This window comes from Vibrio sp. THAF190c (assembly GCF_009363355.1).
Taxonomy (GTDB): Bacteria; Pseudomonadota; Gammaproteobacteria; order Enterobacterales; family Vibrionaceae; genus Vibrio; species Vibrio fortis_A.
In genome coordinates this window covers 609229-631099 of the sequence record NZ_CP045338.1, presented here as the reverse complement: position 1 = coordinate 631099, position 21871 = coordinate 609229, and the positions used below count along the sequence as shown (strand labels likewise).

At 44.7% G+C, this 21871-nt stretch carries 19 protein-coding genes; 10 read left to right on the top strand and 9 right to left on the bottom strand.

The genetic code is table 11. From position 1 onward, the window contains the following. Positions 1-299: 299 nt before the first annotated feature. The gene (locus FIV04_RS02790; RefSeq protein WP_032551286.1) at positions 300-1205 is read right to left on the bottom strand and encodes a hydrogen peroxide-inducible genes activator; all 906 of its coding nucleotides are present in this window, start codon (positions 1203-1205) and stop codon (positions 300-302) included. Positions 1206-1426: 221 nt separating this feature from the next. Here FIV04_RS02790 and FIV04_RS02785 point away from each other — a divergent pair, with 221 nt between their 5' ends. The 5 genes from FIV04_RS02785 (at position 1427) to FIV04_RS02765 (ending at position 5633) form a co-directional block, all read left to right on the top strand. Further along, on the top strand, positions 1427-2035 hold the full coding sequence (locus FIV04_RS02785) for a peroxiredoxin C (RefSeq protein WP_017053745.1): 609 nt from the start codon (positions 1427-1429) through the stop codon (positions 2033-2035). A gap of 315 nt (positions 2036-2350) precedes the next feature. Next, positions 2351-3100, top strand: a complete 750-nt coding sequence (locus FIV04_RS02780) for a copper homeostasis protein CutC (RefSeq protein WP_152468199.1) — start codon at positions 2351-2353, stop codon at positions 3098-3100. Between the two features lie 90 nt (positions 3101-3190). Further along, entirely contained in the window at positions 3191-4120 is a 930-nt protein-coding gene (locus FIV04_RS02775) for a LysR family transcriptional regulator (RefSeq protein WP_152468198.1), read from the top strand. Positions 4121-4255: 135 nt separating this feature from the next. Next, positions 4256-5056, top strand: coding sequence for a YadA C-terminal domain-containing protein (locus tag FIV04_RS02770; protein ID WP_152468197.1), 801 nt, complete (start codon positions 4256-4258; stop codon positions 5054-5056). An 82-nt stretch (positions 5057-5138) separates the two neighbouring features. Next, positions 5139-5633 (top strand): hypothetical protein, encoded by a 495-nt coding sequence (locus FIV04_RS02765; RefSeq protein WP_152468196.1) that lies wholly within the window; start codon positions 5139-5141, stop codon positions 5631-5633. Between the two features lie 22 nt (positions 5634-5655). On the opposite strand, the gene phoU is transcribed toward FIV04_RS02765, so the two are convergent. The 4 genes from phoU to FIV04_RS02745 are packed head-to-tail and all read right to left on the bottom strand — an operon-like array spanning position 5656 to position 11159. Beyond that, positions 5656-6354: a phosphate signaling complex protein PhoU gene (gene phoU, locus FIV04_RS02760; protein ID WP_032551280.1), complete on the bottom strand. Its 699-nt coding sequence runs from the start codon at positions 6352-6354 to the stop codon at positions 5656-5658. Between the two features lie 44 nt (positions 6355-6398). Then, positions 6399-7217 carry a phosphate ABC transporter ATP-binding protein PstB gene (gene pstB / locus FIV04_RS02755; protein ID WP_032551279.1) on the bottom strand — a complete coding sequence of 273 codons (819 nt, stop codon included), beginning with the start codon at positions 7215-7217 and terminating at the stop codon, positions 6399-6401. Next, complete coding sequence (gene pstA / locus FIV04_RS02750; protein ID WP_152468195.1) at positions 7218-8918, bottom strand: phosphate ABC transporter permease PstA; 1701 nt, start codon at positions 8916-8918, stop codon at positions 7218-7220. 24 nt (positions 8919-8942) lie between these two features. Next, complete coding sequence (locus tag FIV04_RS02745) at positions 8943-11159, bottom strand: ABC transporter permease subunit (RefSeq protein ID WP_152468194.1); 2217 nt, start codon at positions 11157-11159, stop codon at positions 8943-8945. A 205-nt stretch (positions 11160-11364) separates the two neighbouring features. On the opposite strand from FIV04_RS02745, the gene ppk1 reads away from it, so the two are divergent. Further along, positions 11365-13464, top strand: a complete 2100-nt coding sequence (gene ppk1 / locus FIV04_RS02740; protein ID WP_032551275.1) for a polyphosphate kinase 1 — start codon at positions 11365-11367, stop codon at positions 13462-13464. 115 nt (positions 13465-13579) lie between these two features. Continuing rightward, on the top strand, positions 13580-15058 hold the full coding sequence (gene ppx / locus FIV04_RS02735) for an exopolyphosphatase (protein ID WP_253895396.1): 1479 nt from the start codon (positions 13580-13582) through the stop codon (positions 15056-15058). A 44-nt stretch (positions 15059-15102) separates the two neighbouring features. Here ppx and FIV04_RS02730 read toward each other — a convergent pair whose 3' ends face one another. Genes FIV04_RS02730 through phoB form a run of 3 tightly spaced genes read right to left on the bottom strand, consistent with a single transcriptional unit; the run spans position 15103 to position 18100 of the window. Next, positions 15103-16023 carry a PstS family phosphate ABC transporter substrate-binding protein gene (locus FIV04_RS02730; RefSeq protein ID WP_253895395.1) on the bottom strand — a complete coding sequence of 307 codons (921 nt, stop codon included), beginning with the start codon at positions 16021-16023 and terminating at the stop codon, positions 15103-15105. 56 nt (positions 16024-16079) lie between these two features. Beyond that, on the bottom strand, positions 16080-17375 hold the full coding sequence (gene phoR / locus FIV04_RS02725) for a phosphate regulon sensor histidine kinase PhoR (RefSeq protein ID WP_152468191.1): 1296 nt from the start codon (positions 17373-17375) through the stop codon (positions 16080-16082). A 35-nt stretch (positions 17376-17410) separates the two neighbouring features. Continuing rightward, positions 17411-18100: a phosphate regulon transcriptional regulator PhoB gene (phoB, locus tag FIV04_RS02720; RefSeq protein WP_032551271.1), complete on the bottom strand. Its 690-nt coding sequence runs from the start codon at positions 18098-18100 to the stop codon at positions 17411-17413. A 195-nt stretch (positions 18101-18295) separates the two neighbouring features. Between phoB and rdgC the strand changes: the two genes are divergently transcribed. The 3 genes from rdgC to FIV04_RS02705 all read left to right on the top strand — a co-directional run bounded on the left by rdgC (position 18296) and on the right by FIV04_RS02705 (position 21338). Continuing rightward, complete coding sequence (gene rdgC, locus FIV04_RS02715) at positions 18296-19210, top strand: recombination-associated protein RdgC (protein WP_152468190.1); 915 nt, start codon at positions 18296-18298, stop codon at positions 19208-19210. 441 nt (positions 19211-19651) lie between these two features. Further along, complete coding sequence (gene yegQ, locus FIV04_RS02710) at positions 19652-21055, top strand: tRNA 5-hydroxyuridine modification protein YegQ (RefSeq protein ID WP_152468189.1); 1404 nt, start codon at positions 19652-19654, stop codon at positions 21053-21055. A gap of 28 nt (positions 21056-21083) precedes the next feature. Next, on the top strand, positions 21084-21338 hold the full coding sequence (locus FIV04_RS02705; RefSeq protein ID WP_032551266.1) for a YfhL family 4Fe-4S dicluster ferredoxin: 255 nt from the start codon (positions 21084-21086) through the stop codon (positions 21336-21338). 40 nt (positions 21339-21378) lie between these two features. Here FIV04_RS02705 and FIV04_RS02700 read toward each other — a convergent pair whose 3' ends face one another. Beyond that, positions 21379-21687 carry a hypothetical protein gene (locus FIV04_RS02700; RefSeq protein WP_152468188.1) on the bottom strand — a complete coding sequence of 103 codons (309 nt, stop codon included), beginning with the start codon at positions 21685-21687 and terminating at the stop codon, positions 21379-21381. Positions 21688-21871: the final 184 nt, after the last annotated feature.

Here is a 21871-nt window from a genome sequence, read left to right as displayed (position 1 = left end):
CCCAGTTTAAAACAACCGTTTAATTTACAGTAAACGTGAGAATGTCGTTAGCCTTCAACCACTGGCAAGCATATGCATCAAGGAAGTTAAACAGGGAGCCAAAAAGGATGTGTGAAATTAAGCGTGTGAAATTTCACAAATGAATGAAAGCTACTTAACAAGCTCTCAATGATTTGCCGTTGAACATAATCATTTCAACAGAACAAAATACTAAAAAGCACACCAAATGCAGTGTGCTTTTGTTCGAGCTATCTGGAAATCTAACTTAATACTTATTGCTATCGTGAATACAAAAAAGATTAAAGTAATTCCGACACAACTTCTGCCAGCTGATTGAATGTGCTAACTCGTGAAGAGCTAGGGCGCCAAACCAAGCCAATATGGCGATGAGCTTGCTGCCCCGGCGCATCAACAACCACTAAGTTCTGGTTCTCAATCAAGCCATGATCGATCGCCATCTGAGGAATGAATGTAGTGCCTAGACCATTCGCTACCATTTGCACTAGCGTGTGAAGGCTGGTTGCAGAGAACGGGTTGATCTTCTCTTTGGCAGTCAATTGACATGCCGACACCGCATGTTCCGTTAGACAGTGCTCTTTTTCTAAAAGGAACACTGATTCATCTGGAAGATCTGCATATTTGATTGGCGTGCGAATCGCATCCGCTTGATTGCGACTGATGATCATTCGAAACGGGTCACTGCCGACAATCTGACTTTCCATTCCATCAATATCGACAGGCAATGCCAATATCAAGACATCTAGTTCACCTTGACGTAAAGCAGCCAACAAATTCGTAGTGGTATCTTCACGCAGCAACATGTTCAATTCTGGGAAGCGAACATTGACCTCTTGAACGAGATTACATAGAAGAAAAGGGGCAATCGTCGGAATACAGCCCACTTTAAGCTGACCTTGCATGTCGCCGCCTTGGCATAGTCGCCCTAGCTCAACTAAATCTTGCCCTTTAGCTAATAGCTCGCGCCCATGCTCCACCACCTGCTCACCAGCATGAGTAAACACCAGTGGGCTCTTCTTATCTTTCTTTTCGTATAGAGGACACCCAATCAACTCTTCAAGATTTTGTATACCTTTACTTAGAGTCGATTGACTCACGAAACAACGCTCAGCGGCATCACCAAAGTGACGTGTTTCATGGAGTGTCACTAGATAGTGAAGTTGCTTAAGACTTGGCCATTTATTCATGAAATTACTTTGTAATATGAGTAAGATAAATTTGAGTCTACGCTTCCTGAACGGTCGATAGACTTGGAAAGGACAAAGAGAAGGTTTATCGTTTTTTTCGATGAACTCAATCTATTTAATTCGCTTTTTTCTATAGTACCGATTGTACTATAGTTTGTCGCGTAGAAACGGAGCCCAATCAAAGAAGTGTTGGGCCAACTAATTTTTTAGGAGATTCCAAAATGGTACTAGTAGGTCGTCAAGCCCCTGACTTTACTGCAGCAGCTGTTCTAGGTAACGGCGAAATCGTTGATAACTTCAACTTCGCAGAATTCACAAAAGGTAAGAAAGCGGTTGTTTTCTTCTACCCACTAGACTTCACATTCGTTTGTCCTTCTGAGCTTATCGCTTTCGACAACCGTCTAGAAGATTTCCAAGCTAAAGGCGTTGAAGTAATCGGTGTTTCTATCGATTCTCAGTTCTCTCACAACGCATGGCGTAACACTGCTATCGAAGATGGCGGTATCGGTCAAGTTAAGTACCCACTAGTAGCTGACGTTAAGCACGAAATCTGTAAAGCATACGACGTTGAGCACCCAGAAGCAGGCGTTGCTTTCCGTGGCTCTTTCCTAATCGACGCTGACGGTCTTGTACGTCACCAAGTAGTTAACGACCTACCACTAGGCCGTAACATCGACGAAATGCTACGCATGGTAGACGCACTAAACTTCCACGAGAAGAACGGTGAGGTTTGTCCTGCACAATGGGAAGAAGGTAAATCAGGTATGGACGCATCTCCAAAAGGTGTTGCAGCATTCCTATCTGAGCACGCAGACGACCTAAGCAAGTAATTACATTCTTAAGCCCGACTCAACACGGGTGAATGGTTGGATGCTCTCTTAGTAGCCCAAGGCACAAGAAGCGTAAAGCAATAGCACAAAGTGCAACGCCAATCAGTTAAGAAGTAAAGTCTTTATAAAAAGCCCGAAGTTCACGCTTCGGGCTTTTCTTATGTTGGTGGCAAATCTTCTAATCCACTTATCTCGAGCCTCTAAATTGAGGCAACGGTTATCTAAAAGATTTACCCCAATTTCGTCCCTTTCCCCTCTACCCTTTCATTACCTACTATTGCTATCATCCAGTCATCCTCTCTTCGGAATGAAAGAATGAAACCTGAATTAGAAGTATGTATCGACAACCTCGAATCCCTTTACCTTGCTATAAAAGGTGGTGCTGATCGCATAGAACTGTGTTCATCTCTCGCCTTAGGCGGACTCACCCCAAGCTTCGGCTTTATGAAAAAAGCGGCACAGCTATCTTCAATTCCTGTTTACGCAATGATTCGACCAAGGCAAGGCGACTTCATCTTCGATGCAGAAGACATTGAATGCATGCTAGAAGATATTGAAGCAGCCTCTATCGCTGGGCTAACAGGTGTTGTTCTGGGAGTCACTAAGTCCGATGGCTCTTTGGATATGAATACTTTAGAGAAATTGACCCAAAAAGCGAAAAGCCTGAATCTCGGCATGACTCTCCACCGAGCAATTGATGTCTCTCCAGACTATAAGCTTGCTCTAGAACAAGCGATTCAACTTGGCTTTGAACGAGTACTGACTTCAGGGCTCGCGCCAACGGCCGAGAGCGGAATAGAAGTTTTAGGCGATATGGTTAAGCTTGCTAATGGTCGCATCGATATAATGGCCGGGGCTGGTGTTAATGCTGAAAATGCGTCACTTCTTTTACAATCATCGAAGGTCAATGCACTGCACCTATCAGGGAAAACCACTCGTAATAGCTTAATGAATAGAACGTCAGAGGCAAAAATGGGAAATCAGGGTATCGATGATTACCTGATTCCTGTTACTAGCTCAGAAAAAATTCGCGCCGTAAAAACCGTTATCCTCAATCACAATTAATTGTTTAATAAAGCTTTACCGAGTAAGACTGGTTTATCTATTAGAGTCGCGTATATTGTATAAACCAGTCAATGATGCTCACGGACAGATATGGCAAAGGATTTATTTAGTACGCTCGATCTTAACTTGCTCAGAACGTTTTTAATTGTTCACCAAGAGAAGAATACTCGCAAGGCCGCCGAGCGACTGTTTGTGACTCAACCCGCTGTGAGCCAAGCATTGCAAAAGCTTAGGCATCATTTTGGTGATGACCTGTTTGTGAAAGTTCATGGCGGTCTACAACCAACTCACTTTAGTGAACAACTTGCGAATGAACTTTGGCCTCATATGGATGGGATCAGTAACGCAGTGAACTCCTCTTATGGCTTTGATCCTAAAGAGATTGATTATCCAATCAAAGTTGCGCTATCGCCTGTGGTACTAGCCTGTCTGTCTGGTGCTCTGTATAAAAACATCACCCAACAAGCCCCCAACTGTAAATTAGAACTTGCGAGTTGGACGACCTCATCGGCAGAAGAAATTCAAAAAGGCGATGTTCTGCTCGGTATCGCTTATCAGCTGCCGTACATTTCCAAAGAGGTTTATGCTCAAAAGCTGGTTGATATAGAAGGAAGGCTATTTGTTCGTCAGGATCACCCACTAAAACAAGCGAAAGTAACTCCGCAAGACCTTGCTGGCTACGAAATCGCATCTCTAGTTACGCCAGGCTGGAATGATAGTTTTAGCCAAGCCTCCAAAATACTAGAAGCTCAATCAATACCCCATCGTGTCGCTTTCCGTTCTGAGATGGTATTAGCAATCATAGATGTACTGATGAATTCTGATATGTACATGCCACATTCAAACCTGTTCCCCATTCATAACTACCCAAACCTCAGAGCCATAGATGTGGATGTCGAAGACGAGATAAAAATGGTTGGCGTCTATAGCCATATCCATATCAAAAACCGTAACAACCCACTTCTAACTTGGTTAAATAACGTTGTTCTAGATGCTCTGAAGGAGCAGCTTAATAAGTAATGCTTATTTTACTTATTAAAAGTGCTATTTAGCCTAAAAATAATACACTGTTTAATATTTACTCCATCGACACGGAGTCAAACAATTAAGCCATAGTAGGGATGCTCAATATTTATCTTATTGAGAGTGTATTCAATGAAAAAATCAATTATTGCGGTATCTCTAGCTAGCGCATTTTCTTTCAACGCTTTTGCACAAGCGGAAATCCAAAATCCAATTTGGAATCAACCAACTAACCCAATCGAAGCTGTACCTGAACAACCTGTACTCCCTGAGATCGACAATAGTGTTCCAGGTGTTCCAGACCGTCCTCAGCCACCTGTACACGTTCAGCCACCAATTGAAGCAGCACCTGAACAGCCGGTTCTTCCTGAAATCGACAATGGCGTACCAGGTGTTCCCGATCGCCCTCAGCCACCGGTTCACGTTCAACCACCAATTGAAGCGGCGCCAGAACAACCACCTATCGATAACACTCCGCCGCGCCCACAACCAGAGCGCCCAACGAACCCAATCGAAGGTGTACCATCTCAACCACCTGTAGATAACTCACCAGAACGTCCTACTCCAGATTATGGTGATACGCCTGACATCTCAGGTCCAACTGAAGCTGAACGTACTTCTGCGCTAGAACTTCAATTCCAAGCTATGGCAGAAGAGTACAATCAGAAATTTAATGAGCACCAAGAACAGATGGATGGTATCCGCGCAAGCTTACACGCCGTCACTAACGCACGTCCATTTGTGACTAACGGCGAGTTTGCAATTGGTGCTGGTGTTGGTTTTGCAGGCTCTAAAGAAGCGATCGCTCTAGGTGGTGCTTATGGTATCAGCGAGCAACTGAGCGTATCAGGTACATTCAACTACGAAACCTCAGGCAAGTATTCATCATCAGATGTATCTGGTGGTGTGGGTGTTCAATACAACTTTAAGTAACACTCTCTCCCCTACTAAGGATGGTGGGGGAACCCTTTCAAGGATCATTTAGCCAAGGTGGGCTTTGATTAGTAGGTAATTTATGAAACTCAGAAATATCGTTCTCGCCCTCTCTTTTTTAAGTGCACCAATGGTTCACGCAAGCAGCCTTCACCTTTCACCTGAACTCAAAATTGGCGCTTACCATGGGTTTGGTATGCAGGCAGGTATTACTGATGTAGCTAGCTTCGATGCGGTTTATCTCAGTTATTCTCATTTATGGTATGAAAGCGATCGCTACGATGAATCTGTTGACTCATACCGACTAGGTATCCAACAGAGCTATGGCTCAAAAGGTCTTCACGGTTTTCAAGCTGAAATCGGCTTTGCCACTTATGATGGCGATAAAACACGCTCGGGCGTTATCGAGAACAAATCAGCAACTGGTTTAAGTATTGGAGGGGCTTACGTTTACCAAGCAACGTCAATGCTAGCACTTAGAGCGGGAGCCGATATGAATATATTCGACCATAACAAAACTTATATCCCTTATGACACCACGATTAACTTAAACCTTGGTGCCATCATTACCTTCTAGGATAACAATTCAGATTCTCAGACTATTTCAGTGCGTCATCTAGGCTTTGATTTCCTAGATGGCGAACATCTTTTCCTTTCACAAAGTAGATGATGTACTCACAAATGTTTTGGCATCGATCACCGACACGCTCAATAGCGCGAGCCGACCACATCACTTGTAGAATGTTGGGAATATTCTTCGGGTCTTCCATCATGTAGGTCATCAACTGGCGAATCACCGCTTCATATTCTGCGTCGAGCTTATCGTCAAGCTTGTGCACTTCCGCTGCCGCATCGACATCCATACGCGCAAAAGCATCAAGCACCTGATGCAACATCGCGATTGCATGGCGGCAAAGTGGTTCTAGGGAAACATGAAACTTCTGATTCTTAGTCGAAGGGATATCAATCGCACCCTGCGCAATCTTAGAGGCCACGTCGCCAATACGCTCAAGATCAGTAATGGTTTTGATAATCGCCATTATCAAGCGGAGATCTTTGGCTGTTGGCTGTCGCTTAGCAATGATTCGTGTACAGGCTTCATCGATCGACACTTCCATCGCATTGACCTTGTGATCATCACGGATCACTTTCTTAGCCAATTCTATATCGTCTTTATGCAGCGCCTGCATTGCAAAAGAGAGCTGCTGCTCCACGAGGCCGCCCATAGTTAGAACATGAGTACGTATAGACTCAAGCTCCACGTTAAATTGTCCAGATATATGACGACCGAAATGCATGTCAGCTCCTAAATGATGATTTGCTATAGATAGAGATAGCAAACTTAACCGTATCTTCCTGTAATGTAGTCTTCTGTTTGATTTTTCAATGGCGAAGTAAAGATTGAGTCGGTATCTGAGTACTCGATCAACTTACCCATATGAATAAACGCGGTGTGGTCACTGACTCGCGCTGCTTGTTGCATGTTGTGAGTCACAATCACTACCGTGTATTGCGTTTTAAGATCGTTAATCAGCTCTTCAATCGTCAGAGTAGAGATAGGATCCAGTGCCGACGTTGGCTCATCCAGTAACAGTACTTCAGGTTCAATTGCCACTGCACGCGCAATCACCAGTCGCTGCTGTTGACCGCCAGACAGACCAAATGCGTTTTCATGTAACCTGTCTTTCACCTCATCCCACAAGGCTGCTGCACGCAAAGAGCGTTCAACCGCATCATCAAGATCTCGGCTGTTACTCATACCTTGCAGACGAAGGCCGTAAACCACGTTCTCATAGATCGATTTCGGGAAAGGATTCGGTCTTTGAAAAACCATACCTACGCGTCGGCGCAAGGTGGCAACGTCCACTTGAGGGTCATAAACATTATGACCATAAAGCTTCACTTTGCCAGAGACTCGACATCCTTCCACCAAATCATTCATTCGGTTAATGCAGCGCAACAAGGTCGATTTGCCACAACCCGATGGCCCGATAAACGCAGTCACCTGCCCTTTAGGGATCTTCATTGAGATGTCGTCGAGCGCTTGGCTCTCTTTATAATGAAGGTTGAGCCCCTCAATTGAGATAGCTGTCTGCTCATCCGTCAGATTATGAACATCAAGTGGGGCGTAATAACCCAAGGTTTCATTAATTGAAAACATCTAATCTTGTCCTAAGGTTCGGTACTTCTCACGCAAATTGTTGCGAATATTAATCGCCGTCAGGTTTAACCCTACAATCACGGTAACCAAAAGAAACGACGTGGCGTACACCAGAGGTCTAGCCGCTTCTATGTTGGACGTTTGAAAGCCAACATCATAAATATGGAAACCTAAATGCATGAACTTACGATCTAAATGAACGTATGGAAACTGCCCATCAACCGGAAGGCTTGAAGCCAGCTTCACCACACCCACCAGCATTAACGGCGCAACTTCGCCAGCAGCACGCGCAATAGCGAGAATCAACCCTGTAATGATCGCTGGGCTCGCCATCGGCAATACAATTCGCCACAAGGTTTCGAACTGGGTTGCCCCTAACGCTAACGAACCGTGACGAACGGCGCTAGGAATTCGTGTTAAACCTTCCTCTGTCGTCACAATAACGACAGGCAGTGTTAAAACTGCCAAGGTCAATGAAGACCATAAAAGCCCCGGGGTACCAAAGGTCGGAGCCGGTAAACGCTCGGCATAAAACAGCGTATCAATCGAGCCACCTATGGTGTAAACAAAGAAACCTAAACCAAATACCCCATAAACAATCGAAGGAACACCGGCTAAGTTGATTACCGCGATACGAATCAAGCGCGTGAGTGCATTAGTCTTTGCATACTCATGGAGGTAAATCGCAGCGATAACACCAAGAGGCATCACCACGATCGACATCAAGATAACCAACAGCACTGTGCCGAATATCGCTGGGAAAACTCCCCCTTCAGAATTCGACTCTCTTGGATTTTCCGACAAGAACTTCCAGATCTGTTTGAACCAGTGCGTTACTTTCTCAGCATAGTTCATCTGGTTTGGATACCAGTAATCTAAGATATGGCTTAACGGAATCTCGACCTGCTGCCCAGTCATATCTTCAACAATAAGACTTTCTACGTTGAGCTGTGTTCTAAGTTGTTCCAAGCGCAGTTCAGCATCATCAAGTTGTTCATTGAGTGCTCGTCGCGTGTCCTCATAACTTTTCAAATAGCTATCACTGACCGTCTCGTTCAGCTCTAGTTTGCGCTTTTCAAGCCTTAGCTTCTCTAGCTGCCAACTGATCCCACGGATCTCTTGATTTACAATCCGCGACGTCTCTTCACGAAGTACATCGGCAAACGCAAGGCCATCTTCTAAGGACTGGTCAATATCAGTCACACTCGAGCCAGCGGCACTCTCAAAACGAACCGGTTTACCAAAGAAGTAACCACCGCGGCTACGCTCAATCACCGCCCACTCTTTCGGCTCTGTTGGCTGTTGTAGATTGATGTCTAAAATCGATACGAAATCTGCAGGATACAACTCACGATTCGCCACTTTAATGCTTAGGCGTTTCACTAACCCAGTGGCAAGCTGCTGCTCAGATAGATGTTCTTGAGACTGAGGGATCTGGGCGATGGGAATGTATTTGTTCTCATAGAGTTGACCGATAAGGCGATCCGGAGAACCATTCAATTCGACTTGTGACTGCACTGAATCGTCAAGTTGCCATTGGTAGAGTGGTGCTGGCCAAAAGTACGTAAGCCCTTTCCAACCAATTAGTAGCATCAAACCAAGTACGGAAAGCATACTGATACTAACCGCACCACCGGTCAGCCAGATCCAAGGAGAGCCTGACTTAACCCAGTTCAATAGAGATTTAAATTTATTGGCCATGAATACTATGCTGCCCCTTTAACACTATAACGCACGATACTTGTCGCGCAGTCGTTGTCTTACCCACTCCGCCAAGAAGTTTACGGCAAAGGTGAAGACAAACAGCAGCAACGCAGCTAAGAACAATAGGCGGAAATGGGAACCACCGACTTCAGATTCAGGCAGTTCAACCGCAATAGTCGCAGACAGAGTTCTCATCCCCTCTAAAATATTCCAATCCAAAATAGGCGTATTGCCTGTTGCCATTAGAACAATCATGGTTTCACCAACAGCACGCCCAAGCCCCATCATGATCGCAGAGAAAATGCCTGGACTCGCAGTCAGCAACACAACATAAATCAGTGTTTGCCATGCAGTAGCGCCTAAGGCCAATGAACCGTCTGAGAGATGCTTAGGCACAGAGAAGATCGCATCTTCCGCGATAGTAAAGATGGTAGGAATAACAGCAAAGCCCATAGCAAAACCAACCACCAGCGCGTTTCTTTGGTCAAAGCCAATGCCGTATCCAGCAAGGAAAGTACGAATATCCCCACCGAACAAAACAGCCTCAATCTGATTCCCGAGTACAAACACGCCAACGATGGTAACAATTAACACAGGAATTAAGATCAGTGCGTGCCAACCGTTAGAGAATCGACGAGTAAAACCTTTAGGTAATACGTACCAAACCAACCCCGCCAACAATGCACTTAACGGCAGCGCTACCATTAACGAGAACACCGCGGTGAGGTGGGTTTCGACAATAGGTGCAAACCATAAACCAGCTAAGAAGCCGATAATCACCGTAGGTAAAGCTTCCATCAACTCAATCGACGGCTTCACCACTCGGCGCATTCTTGGAGACATAAAATACGCGGTATAAATCGCGCCCAACACCGCTATCGGTGTAGCAAAAAGCATCGCAAACAGCGCGGCTTTTATGGTACCGAAAGTGATCGGGATTAAACTGAATTTCTCTTCAAAGTCATCATTCGCTGATGTCGACTGCCACACGTAAGCCGGTTCTGGGTAGCTTTCGTACCATACCTTCTGCCAGAGCGATGAGAGTGAAATCTGCGGATATTCATTGTCGACCGCTGCCACTCGAATTTCACCGTCTATCAAAGCTACCAGGTGCAACTCATTAGCAGACATCGCCGCCAACTCAGGTGACTTATCAAAAGCACGCTCAAACAGAGACAGTTTTTCACTGGTCGTGTAATGGCTTTGCAATGTGCCGTTTTCGTAAAAACTATAAAAGCCTTTGCGATAGGTGTCCGGCAGAATGAATTGTACTTCTTCAGCTAACTGAAAATCTCGAATATGAGTTAGGCTACGCTGCTTATCCTTTAGCACGTCAAACCATTGTGACACCTGACCATCGTTATGTGTCACAAGCAACGAATAAGCACCAGACAGAAGATCAATCTTCTTCACCGCATGCTTTTCATCACTCAAACTCAAATCCACCAGCTCCCTGACCGAAAAATGGTGCTGATTGAGCGTCAGTACCGCCAGTTCGGAGTCTGATCTTAAGTAAAGCGTTTTGCCATCAGGCGTCATCAAGATCTGATCTTGTTGACTAAACTTACTAGAGAGCCATTGACTCGCTTGCAGACGATAATTGCCTTGAAGATCGGCTTGGTACCATTTCACCAACAAACGCTGATCAGTCAATTGAGCAGTGATGGTCAGCTGTGAGCCATAACGTGAGAAAGCAAAATGTTCAATCTCAGCTCCGTTACTTTCTGTTGCCGGTAAGAAACGTTCAATCGTCTTTAGGCGTTGAACTTTAGGTTCAGCAACACTGTTTGGTTTGTAAAGCGGCGCACTGAATTCAGGGGAGAAAAAGGTAATGTCACCACTTTTCGTAGCAAAAGCGAACCAGTTTTCTGCAGGTGTGTTTCGAGCGAACGCAATAGGGGCATCGATGACCTGCTCAGAAAAATAAGAGTCTGAGTTTTGTGTATCTAAGTCCCAAAACTGAACTTTACCTGAGTTTTCAATAGTAAAAGCGTGTTGCCCGTACTCATCAACCGAGAGCGCAACAGCATTATTCACAGAGAGAGACTTGCGAGTGTCGCTCACCTGAATATCAGCATCAGAAAATACCGGCAATATAACCATAGCAAGGTAGATAAAGATAAGGACTAAAGCTGCCAGAACACTTACCCCGCCGCACGTCACAGAAAAGCGGACAAGACGGTCTTTCAACCATCGTTTCTTGTCTTTTTCTTTCAGTGAAAATTGGCTAGGGGTCATCTTTCTGTCTACCTTTTTTGAGCTAATATCATAATATTTCGATTAGATGACAATTATATTACAGGTCACATTAAATAACTGAAACTAGTAGCAACTTTTGCATAAACTTTCAATTGCAATAATACCGTAACAAAATGAGCATACGCTGCTTATTTTTTATAATTTAAGCCCCAAAAAACACGTCAGTCAATCGAGGAGAGTCTTAATGAATGCGGAAAAACTCTACATAGAAAAAGAACTTAGCTGGCTCTCTTTTAATGAGAGGGTATTGCAAGAGTCCGCAGACAAACATGTTCCATTGATAGAGCGTGTCCGATTTTTGGGTATTTTTTCCAACAATTTAGATGAGTTTTACAAAGTTCGCTTTGCTGATGTCAAACGTCGAATCTTGATTAACCAAGAACGCGGTATTAATGATAATTCAAAGCACCTCTTGGCTAAAATGCAAACCAAAGCACTAAAACTCAATCAAAGGTTTGATGAACTCTACAATGAATTGATTTTAGAGATGGCAAGACGACGCATCTTTCTCGTCAATGAAACACAACTCAACGAATCTCAGATAAAGTGGATCCGAAAGTACTTTCGTAAAGAGATCCTCCCTCACATTACTCCACTGTTGATGACCGATGAGATCGACGTATTACAGTTTCTGAAAGATGAATATGCGTATCTCACCGTTGAGTTAGAAAAAGATCAGCAATCGAGTTATGCCCTGATCGAAATACCGACCGATCACCTTCCACGTTTCGTCAAAGTGCCAGAGCCAAAAGGCAAGCGCCGTAAGACCATCATTCTGCTCGACAATATCATTCGTTACTGTATTGACGACCTTTTTAAAGGGTTCTTTGAATACGATAGCCTTAATTGTTACGCCATGAAAATGACCCGTGACGCTGAATATGATCTGAGTTTTGAGGTCGAACATAGCTTGCTAGAGCAGATGTCTGAAGGGGTTGCGCAAAGATTGAGTGCCATGCCGGTACGATTCGTTTACGAACACACAATGCCAGAGAACATGCTCAGCTTCTTGTGTGAAAAGCTTGGGATGTCCAACTACGACAGCTTAATTCCGGGTGGGCGCTATCATAACTTCAAGGACTTTATTGCCTTTCCAAATATGGGGCGAGAGTATTTAGAGAATAAGCCTCTGCCGCCAATGAAGTGCGCCGACTTCGATCACCACCACAACACCTTTAATGCGATCAAAGAGAAAGATATCCTGCTCTATTACCCTTATCACACCTTTGATCATATCACTGAGTTAGTTCGCCAAGCGTCGTTCGATCCTAAAGTGATCAGCATTAAGATAAACGTCTATCGAGTAGCCAAGAATTCGAAGTTATTAAACTCGATCATTGATGCGGTACACAATGGGAAAAGCGTTACGGTAGTGGTTGAGCTGCAAGCTCGATTCGATGAAGAAGCCAACATTGAGTGGGCGAAAGTACTTACAGAAGCAGGCGTGCACGTTATCTTTGGCGCTCCCGGTTTGAAGATACACTCAAAGCTAATATTGATTAGCCGTCGCGAGGGGGAAGAAATCACTCGCTACGCGCATATCGGTACCGGCAACTTCCATGAAAAAAATGCACGCATCTACACAGACTTCTCATTACTCACAGCCGACCAAGACTTGGCCAACGAGGTGCGAAACGTTTTTGGTTACATCGAAAACCCATACAGACCTGTTCGCTTCGACCACTTAATTGTTTCTCCGCGAAACTCTCGTAAAAAGCTCTACCGATTGATCGATGGTGAAATTGCAAATGCCAAAGAAGGCAAGAAAGCGCAGATCACCTTAAAAGTGAACAACCTAGTGGACAAAGGTCTGATCAATAAACTCTATGGTGCGAGCAGTGCTGGGGTGAAAATCCGCATGATTATTCGCGGTATGTGCTCTTTAGTACCTGGGGTCGAAGGCATTAGTGAGAATATTGAAATCATTAGCATTATTGATCGCTTCCTTGAGCACCCTCGCGTCATTATCACTCACAATGATGGTGATCCTCTGGTTTACATCTCTTCTGCCGACTGGATGACTCGAAATATCGATCACCGTATCGAAGTCGCTGCGCCAATCCGTGATGAACGTTTGAAACAGCGTATTATTGATATTGTAAATATCCATTTTACCGATACAGTTAAAGCAAGGTGGATTGATAAAGAAATGAGCAACAGCTACGTTCCACGCGGTAACCGTAAAAAAGTTCGCTCACAAGTCGCCATCTACGATTACCTAAAGCAGGTCGAAAAGCACACCAGAAAAGCCAGGGAAACAAAGCCAGACGATGAGCAAAACTAACGATGCTTCCTCTAAACAAGAATCAAATACTTCCCTAGATGCCATCTCACTAGAGGCGGCATCTGTGCCAATCCGAAATGTCGCCGCCATAGACTTAGGTTCCAATAGTTTCCACATGGTGGTTGCTAAGGTCATTGGCCAAGAACTGCAACTTGTGAGCCGCCATAAACAACGCGTGCGCTTAGGTTCAGGCCTAGACAGTCAGTCCAACCTTAGCAACAGTGCTATGGAGCGAGGTCTTGAATGCTTAGCGATGTTTGCAGAGCGCTTACAAGGTTTTGAGTTAGATAACGTTCGTATTGCCGCGACTCACACCCTTCGACAAGCAAACAATGCTCATATCTTTATTCAGAGAGCGAGAGAGATCCTTCCCTTTCCGATCGAAGTGATCCCTGGCCAAGAGGAAGCTCGTCTCATATATCTTGGCGTCGCGCACACCCAACCTGAGTCAGACTCTAAACTGGTAGTTGATATTGGCGGCGGCAGTACTGAGCTGATCATTGGTGAAGGCTTTGAAGCCAAGCTTGTCAACAGTAAGCAAATGGGTTGTGTGAGCTTTACTCATCGCTACTTCGCCAACAACAAACTCTCCTCAAAAAACTTTGCTAAAGCCATCATTGCTGCGCAACAGCGTCTCGAATCGCTGGCGGGACAATACAAGAAGCAAGGTTGGGAAGCCGCTCTAGGCTCTTCTGGCACGATCAAGGCCATCAAAGAAGTCTTAATAGGTCTAGGCTATGAAGATTCAATCATCACCGAGAAAAGATTAGAGCACCTCATCGAAACTCTGTGTGAGCACAAAACGATTGAAGATATCGATATCAAAGGTTTAACTGTTGAACGACAACCAGTGTTCGCAGCGGGTGTCGCAATTCTAACAGGGATCTTCAAAGCTCTATCGATCAAGGAAATGCACTTTTCAGACGGTGCCCTCCGAGAGGGTCTGCTGTATGAAATGGAAGAGCGCTTTCAACGCTCTGATATTCGGATGCGTACCACTGAAAACTTAGCGCTAAAGCATCAGGTTGACTCAGAACATGCAGCACGGGTTAAGGGACAAGCATTAGAATTCATCCATCAACTGCAAGACTCACTCGGCGTCAAGAAAAAAAGTCAGCTGTTTGATCTACTAAGCTGGAGTGCCCTACTCCATGAAGTTGGCCTAAGCATCAGCTTTCAAGGGTTTCATCGCCATTCAGCCTACATCTTAAAGCATACCAATATGCCAGGCTTCAACAGCGAGCAGCAGTCTGTGATGGCTACTTTGGCTCGATTCCAACGTAAGTCTTTAAAACTCCAAGAGATGCCCGAGTTCAACCTGTTCAAAAAGAAACAGGTCATAGGTTTAATACGAATTTTAAGGCTAGCTATCTTATTGAATGGGCAGCGGAATGATGCACCGCTGTTAGATATAAAGATCGTTCTGGTAGATAAAGATCACTGGAAACTTAGTTGTGACAACCCTGAATGGCTAACTGAAAACAAGCTCCTCGCAGCGGATTTAGCGCAAGAGCAAGAGCTATGGGAGCAAGCCGACTGGCAGCTAAGCTTCAATAACAATGGCTTCGACAACGATAGTTTCGATGATAAATAGCGTCGATGATAATATCGAAGCCAAGCGTTCATAAAATGGCGCGATTACAGCCCAACTTTAGCGAGCTCTTGTTGGGCAAATTCTCTTGGAATCGCAACATAGCCATCCTTTTCAACCAACTCCTGCCCTTGCTTAGAGAAGACGAAGGTTAAGAACTCTTGCTCAACTGGTGACAAAGGCTTTTCTGGGTGTTTATTGACGTACACATAGAGGAATCGAGACAATGGGTAATCGCCATTGATGATGTTTTCACGCGTAGCATCAACATAATCATCACCTTGCGTTGCCACGGGGATCAATTTAACCCCTGCAACTCGATAGCCAATGCCTGAATAGCCGATACCACTGATTGATGATGAGACCGACTGCACCACAGATGCGGAACCCGGCTGCTCATTAACACGATTTTTAAAATCACCACCGCATAGCGCATTCATCTTAAAGTAACCATAAGTACCTGAGACCGAGTTTCGTCCAAACAACTGGAATGGGTGTTTGGCCCAAGCTTGGGTAATGCCTAGGTCTTGCCAGGTTTCGTAGGATTGATTAGCACCACAACGCAGTGTTTGAGAAAAGATCCCGTCAATCTGGCGAAAGTTCAGCCCTTCAATAGGGTTGTCTCTATGAACAAAGATACCAATCGCATCGATAGCCACTTTAAGTGCGGTTGGCTTATAGCCATGCTCTCGCTCAAAGGCTTCAATCTCGCGCAGGCGCATTGGTCGGCTCATTGGGCCTAAGTGTGCAGTGCCTTCAGTCAATGCCGGAGGAGCGGTCGAGGAACCAGACGCTTGTACCTGCGCATTAACGTTTGGATAGTACGTCTTAAACTCTTCCATCCAGAGCGTCGTCATCCCGGCTAAGGTGTCAGAGCCGACGGATAACAAACTTCCCGAAATGCCATGTACTTTCTCATAGTCAGGCAATGATTCCGTGGTTTGCTCTGAACGAACAATGCCACTCATGGTTAGGGTGGCAATTAAAAGGCTAGAGACAGACAATTTTCTCATCGATTGACTCATTAAACAGTTAGACGACTTGGTAGCGTAAAGGAGAAACGACTACCAACGCCAACTTCACTCTGTATTTCGAGATGTGAGTCGTGATGGCTGAGTGCGTGTTTTACAATAGCGAGTCCGAGACCACTACCACCGGTATCCCTAGAGCGAGCTTTATCGACACGATAGAAGCGCTCGGTCAATCTGTGTAGATGTTGAGGTTCAATACCATCACCAGTATCAGAGACATCCAAGCAGGCACCTTGACTGGTTTGGTACCAACGCACCTTCACCGTGGCACCAGCAGGAGTGTATTTCACTGCGTTGTAAACAAGATTAGAGATAGCACTACGCAGTTGATCTTCATCGGCGAGAACGCGCAAGCTCTTATCGATATCAAACTCAAGCTTATGCTCTTTATCACCACTCAAACTGGTAGCCTCTTTTTCAAGCACCTCCAGCATTGCAGGGACATTCACCACCTCATCCAACTCATGCATTGGCGCAGCTTCGATCTTAGATAACGTCAGCAATTGGTTCACTAGGCTATTCATGCGATTCAACTGCTCTGTCATCACACCATGTGCTTTGCTCCACATTGGGCCGACAACCATATCCGGTTCTTCAGTCATCTCAAGGTAGCCTTGAAGTACTGTCATTGGCGTGCGCAGCTCATGAGAAACATTAGCAAAGAAGTTACGACGCATGCCCTCAAGCTGTTTAAGCTGAGTCACATCACGTACTACCATTAGATGCTCACCTTCAGTGTATGGCACGATACGCAATTCCAGCATACGCTCCACATTCAATGGCGACGGCATCTCCAACGGTTCAGAGAAATCTTGTTTATTGAGGTACTTAATGAAATCAGGAGTACGAATCAGGTTCGAGATAGGCTGACCAGAGTCATCTGGCCAACGAAAGCCGAGTAAGTATTGGGCAAGCTTGTTGCACCAGACGATGTTGCCTTCACTACGAAATACAACAACAGCATCAGGTAGAGATTCCGCACCATTTCGGAAGCGGCGAATTAGATTGGTTAACTCTTTGCGCTTACGACGCTGTCTCTGCTGCATACGGTAGATACCGTTAAACAAAGACTCCCAATTTCCAGAACCTGAAGGTGGTGTTAAGCGCTTTTCATCCCACAACCATGCCGAAAGACGCATTTGGTTATGAAGATGCCATGCCAGCTGCAGTACTGTAGCAGCCAACAGTAACCAAGGCAGGTAGCCAAATATCCAGCCAACTATAAACCAAGGTGCGTAAAAAAAAGCCAGCTCCCAAGCTAGCTTCTTCCAGGTTAACTTTTCAACCATTCAGGACTCCGTAAATCGGGCATCGAAGCCATATATTAAGCTTTTGTAGAGAAGCGATAGCCAGCACCGCGAACTGTTTGAATCAGTTTATCGTGACCTGCGGCTTCAAGTGCTTTGCGAAGGCGACGAATATGTACATCCACAGTACGGTCTTCTACGTAAACGTTGGTACCCCAAACGTTATTCAGTAGCTGCTCACGACTGTATACACGCTCTTGATGCGTCATAAAGAAGTGCAGCATCTTAAACTCAGTAGGTCCCATATCAACAGGGCCATCACTCGCGGTAACACGGTGAGATACAGGGTCAAGTTTTAGACCTTGTACGTCAATCACATCTTCTAGGGCTGTTGGCGTCACACGACGAATCACTGCTTTCAGACGAGCGACCAGTTCCTTTGGAGAGAATGGCTTGGTGATGTAATCATCAGCGCCCACTTCTAAACCACGAACCTTATCTTCTTCTTCACCACGCGCTGTCAGCATTACCACAGGGATGTTGCGTGTTAGCTCTTCACGCTTCATATGCTTGATGAAATTAATACCGCTACCACCCGGTAGCATCCAATCTAGTAATACTAGATCTGGGAAAGGTTCACATAGCTTGTTCACCGCTGTATCGTAATCTTCAGCTTCTACTGCTTGGTAGCCTTTTTGTTCAAGCACAAAACACAACATCTCACGAATTGGTGCTTCATCCTCAACGACCAGAATCCTTCTCGACATAATTGAATAGCCTTTGTATTTAATCAACGCATTGCATTATCAGAGTTAATTATGACACTTTTGTGACCTTTGAAAACAAATTTTAATATAACTGTCTCAATCGCTTCACTTTAGAAGTTTTGATACCGAATTAACGACAAATTCGATCAAATCCCCTATGATGGACCACTTCTAAAAAGGTATGAGAAAAAGTATATGTGGTTTAAAAATTGCCTAGTGTATCGCTTCAATCGTGATATTGAGTTCAATGCAGACAAGCTAGAGAAGCAGCTAGAAGAATTTCGCTTCACACCTTGCGGCAGCCAAGACAAACAGAAGTTTGGTTGGGTTCACGCTATGGGTAAGCACGGTGACATGATGACGCATGTTTCTGAAAACCGCATTCTGATTTGTGCAAAGAAAGAAGAGAAGATGCTACCCGCTTCAGTGATCAAAGAGACACTGAACGCTAAAGTAGAAGCGCTTGAAGTAGAATCAGGCCAACCAGTGAAGAAAAAAGAGAAAGACAGCATCAAAGAAGACATCATCATCGATCTTCTTCCGCGCGCTTTCAGCCGCAGCAACTTCACTTACGCTTTGATCATGCCAAAAGAGGGCTTCATTGTTGTTGATGCAAGCAGCTACAAGAAAGCCGAAGACGTATTAGCATTGCTACGTAAAACAATGGGTAGCTTACCTGTTGTGCCTGCGATTCCAGAGCGCGCGATTGATGAAACTCTAACAGAATGGGTTAAAACAGGTGATACTCCACAAGGCATCAACATGCTAGATGAAGCGGAGCTTAAATCAATCCAAGAAGATGGCGGCATCGTTCGTGTGAAGAAACAGGAACTAGAAGCTGACGAGATCAAGAACCATATCGAAGCCAATAAAGTTGTCACTAAGCTTGCTGTGAACTGGCAAGATCGTATTGAATTCATTCTTGGCGAAGACGGCAGCATCAAGCGCCTGAAGTTCAGCGATGATCTTAAAGACGAAAACGACGACATTCCACGTGAAGATCAAGCTGCACGATTCGATGCAGACTTTTCTCTACTGTGTGGTGAGTTCAGCGCTTTCCTACCGAATCTATTTGATTCTTTAGGTGGCCTACCTCACCCTGAAGCGTAATCAAACTAGGCTCTCAAGGCCAACTATCTTGAGAGCCTGATAGGGTCTGTTGACCTTTCGCGGTTAAGTTTTGTTCGAGTTAGAATCGTTTTAGGCGCGGCAAGGAGTATGTAGCCTAGTCACTCTAAGTAAATACTTCTTAACAAAGCATAAAACGATTCTAGCCGAACCCTTCGGGCAGCCTTTGTGGTTCATCTCTACTGCGTTATCGGCTTTTCATGTAGGCTAGCTACACATCAAAGCCTCTGCCTTGTAGAAATCTCCCACAAAGCGCTGCAAAAATCAGCTCGAAAGATCAACAGACCCTAATACCCCTGCTTTTATTATTGTCTTCTACCCTAAATAACTAGTGTTGGATCTCATTTTAGCGTAAAATTTGCGCCCCTTTGATATCACTTGGTGATGTCAACCTGACTTGAGATCAGATTAGAGAAAGAAGCAATGACGACACAAAAACCATTTGTACCTGAACTATTATCACCGGCAGGAAGCCTTAAAAACATGCGTTACGCATTCGCCTACGGCGCAGATGCAGTTTACGCGGGCCAGCCACGTTACAGTCTTCGTGTTCGTAACAACGAGTTTAACCACGAAAACCTACAAATTGGTATCAACGAAGCTCATGCTCAAGGCAAAAAGTTATATGTTGTATGTAACATTCAGCCGCACAACTCTAAACTAAAAACTTTCATTCGCGACCTTAAACCAGTTGTAGATATGGGCCCTGATGCCCTAATCATGTCTGATCCTGGTCTTATTATGATGGTTCGTGAAGCATTCCCTGAAATGCCAATTCACCTTTCAGTTCAAGCTAACGCTGTTAACTGGGCAACTGTAAAATTCTGGGCTACACAAGGCGTGGAACGTGTAATTCTATCTCGTGAACTATCACTTGAAGAGATCGAAGAAATCCGTGAACACTGCCCAGAAACAGAACTAGAGATCTTTGTTCACGGAGCACTTTGCATGGCCTACTCTGGTCGCTGCCTACTTTCTGGTTACATGAACAAGCGCGATCCAAACCAAGGTACTTGTACTAACGCTTGTCGTTGGGAATACAAAACAGAAGCTGCAAAAGAAGACGAAAACGGTCAAATCGTTGAAGCAAACCCTACAGGTGTTGAGATTCAGGATGTTGAAGTTCAAGACGAACGTCCAGACAACACAATAGGTCTAGGTAAACCAACAGACGAAGTGGTTCTACTTTCAGAGTCACACAAGCCAGAAGAAAAAATGGCTGCGTTTGAAGATGAGCATGGTACTTACATCATGAACTCAAAAGACCTTCGTGCAATCCAGCACGTTGAACGTCTAACGAAGATGGGTGTTCACTCACTGAAAATCGAAGGTCGTACTAAGTCTTTCTACTACTGTGCACGTACTGCTCAAGTTTACCGTAAAGCTATCGATGACGCTGTAGCAGGCAAGCCATTTGATGAAAGCCTAATGGGTACACTAGAGAGCCTAGCGCACCGTGGCTACACTGAAGGCTTCCTACGTCGTCACACTCACGATACTTACCAGAACTACGAGTACGGTTACTCTATCTCTGACACTCAACAATTTGTTGGTGAATTCACAGGTAAACGCCGTGGCGACCTAGCGGAAGTAGAAGTGAAGAACAAGTTCCTAGTTGGCGACAGCTTAGAAATGATGACGCCGAAAGGTAACGTTGTTTTCACACTAGAGATGATGGAAAACCGTAAGTCTGAAGCAGTAGAAGACGCAAAAGGTAACGGTCACTTTGTATTTATTCCTGTGCCAGCCGATCTAGACTTAGAGTACGGCTTGTTGATGCGTAACTTGAGCGAAGGCCAAGACACACGCAACGCATCAGGTAAGTAACTGTACTTAAAAAACTGAGAAGTAAGCAATGGCTCTGCTAATAACTGACAAGTGCATTAACTGTGATATGTGTGACCCTGAGTGCCCAAATGGCGCAATTACTATGGGTGACACGATCTTTGAGATCGACCCTGATCTCTGTACTGAATGTAAAGGTCACTACGAAAAGCCGACGTGTCAGTCTGTATGTCCGATTACAAAATGTATCATTACAGACCCGAATCACATCGAAACCGATGATCAACTTCTAGAGAAGTTCGTCATCATTCAAGGCCTCACCTAAAACTAAAAGGTTCAACTTAGCATTAAGTTGAACCTTTTTTTTAACCTGATTTCTCTATCGGGTAGATGTTGCAGAACAAGTCCTTCTCAAATTGATACTCCAACCGCTCTCTCCAATTGGATGCTTGAGAAACATGTACAAGATAAAAGTTCTCTCGACTTGTGTCGGTTACGAAGGCCATCCCATATTGCATCAACTCATAATGCACATCGTTAATAAATCCAGGGTCTACGCGCTGTCGCCCCGTTAAGCTATTCAAATCTTCTCGTGTTAAAGAAACACCAGAAGCCTCACTGCTAAATCTATGCCTTAACCACTCAGAAAACTCCTTCGCACAAATCATTGTCATGGTTTTGTCCTCGAATTACATATCGACGGGTATCAAGACTCTAATTCTTATATACGGCGTGTAAGTCCTATTTGTCACCCCAAAAACATTCTTGTTATGACCCAACTATGCCACTTCGACTCTGTTTTTGTTTTTGTCGGATTGTGAAAGATTAAATATCAAACGATATTCTTATTTACTCTTT

What these genes read in the sequence shown, in the direction of transcription:
- FIV04_RS02790 (WP_032551286.1), bottom strand. Translation starts at nt 1,205, where the DNA reads ATGAATAAATGGCCAAGTCTTAAGCAACTTCACTATCTAGTGACACTC.
- FIV04_RS02785 (WP_017053745.1), top strand. Translation starts at nt 1,427, where the DNA reads ATGGTACTAGTAGGTCGTCAAGCCCCTGACTTTACTGCAGCAGCTGTT.
- FIV04_RS02780 (WP_152468199.1), top strand. Translation starts at nt 2,351, where the DNA reads ATGAAACCTGAATTAGAAGTATGTATCGACAACCTCGAATCCCTTTAC.
- FIV04_RS02775 (WP_152468198.1), top strand. Translation starts at nt 3,191, where the DNA reads ATGGCAAAGGATTTATTTAGTACGCTCGATCTTAACTTGCTCAGAACG.
- FIV04_RS02770 (WP_152468197.1), top strand. Translation starts at nt 4,256, where the DNA reads ATGAAAAAATCAATTATTGCGGTATCTCTAGCTAGCGCATTTTCTTTC.
- FIV04_RS02765 (WP_152468196.1), top strand. Translation starts at nt 5,139, where the DNA reads ATGAAACTCAGAAATATCGTTCTCGCCCTCTCTTTTTTAAGTGCACCA.
- phoU (WP_032551280.1), bottom strand. Translation starts at nt 6,354, where the DNA reads ATGCATTTCGGTCGTCATATATCTGGACAATTTAACGTGGAGCTTGAG.
- pstB (WP_032551279.1), bottom strand. Translation starts at nt 7,217, where the DNA reads ATGTTTTCAATTAATGAAACCTTGGGTTATTACGCCCCACTTGATGTT.
- pstA (WP_152468195.1), bottom strand. Translation starts at nt 8,918, where the DNA reads ATGGCCAATAAATTTAAATCTCTATTGAACTGGGTTAAGTCAGGCTCT.
- FIV04_RS02745 (WP_152468194.1), bottom strand. Translation starts at nt 11,159, where the DNA reads ATGACCCCTAGCCAATTTTCACTGAAAGAAAAAGACAAGAAACGATGG.
- ppk1 (WP_032551275.1), top strand. Translation starts at nt 11,365, where the DNA reads ATGAATGCGGAAAAACTCTACATAGAAAAAGAACTTAGCTGGCTCTCT.
- ppx (WP_253895396.1), top strand. Translation starts at nt 13,580, where the DNA reads ATGGTGGTTGCTAAGGTCATTGGCCAAGAACTGCAACTTGTGAGCCGC.
- FIV04_RS02730 (WP_253895395.1), bottom strand. Translation starts at nt 16,023, where the DNA reads ATGAGTGGCATTGTTCGTTCAGAGCAAACCACGGAATCATTGCCTGAC.
- phoR (WP_152468191.1), bottom strand. Translation starts at nt 17,375, where the DNA reads ATGGTTGAAAAGTTAACCTGGAAGAAGCTAGCTTGGGAGCTGGCTTTT.
- phoB (WP_032551271.1), bottom strand. Translation starts at nt 18,100, where the DNA reads ATGTCGAGAAGGATTCTGGTCGTTGAGGATGAAGCACCAATTCGTGAG.
- rdgC (WP_152468190.1), top strand. Translation starts at nt 18,296, where the DNA reads ATGTGGTTTAAAAATTGCCTAGTGTATCGCTTCAATCGTGATATTGAG.
- yegQ (WP_152468189.1), top strand. Translation starts at nt 19,652, where the DNA reads ATGACGACACAAAAACCATTTGTACCTGAACTATTATCACCGGCAGGA.
- FIV04_RS02705 (WP_032551266.1), top strand. Translation starts at nt 21,084, where the DNA reads ATGGCTCTGCTAATAACTGACAAGTGCATTAACTGTGATATGTGTGAC.
- FIV04_RS02700 (WP_152468188.1), bottom strand. Translation starts at nt 21,687, where the DNA reads ATGACAATGATTTGTGCGAAGGAGTTTTCTGAGTGGTTAAGGCATAGA.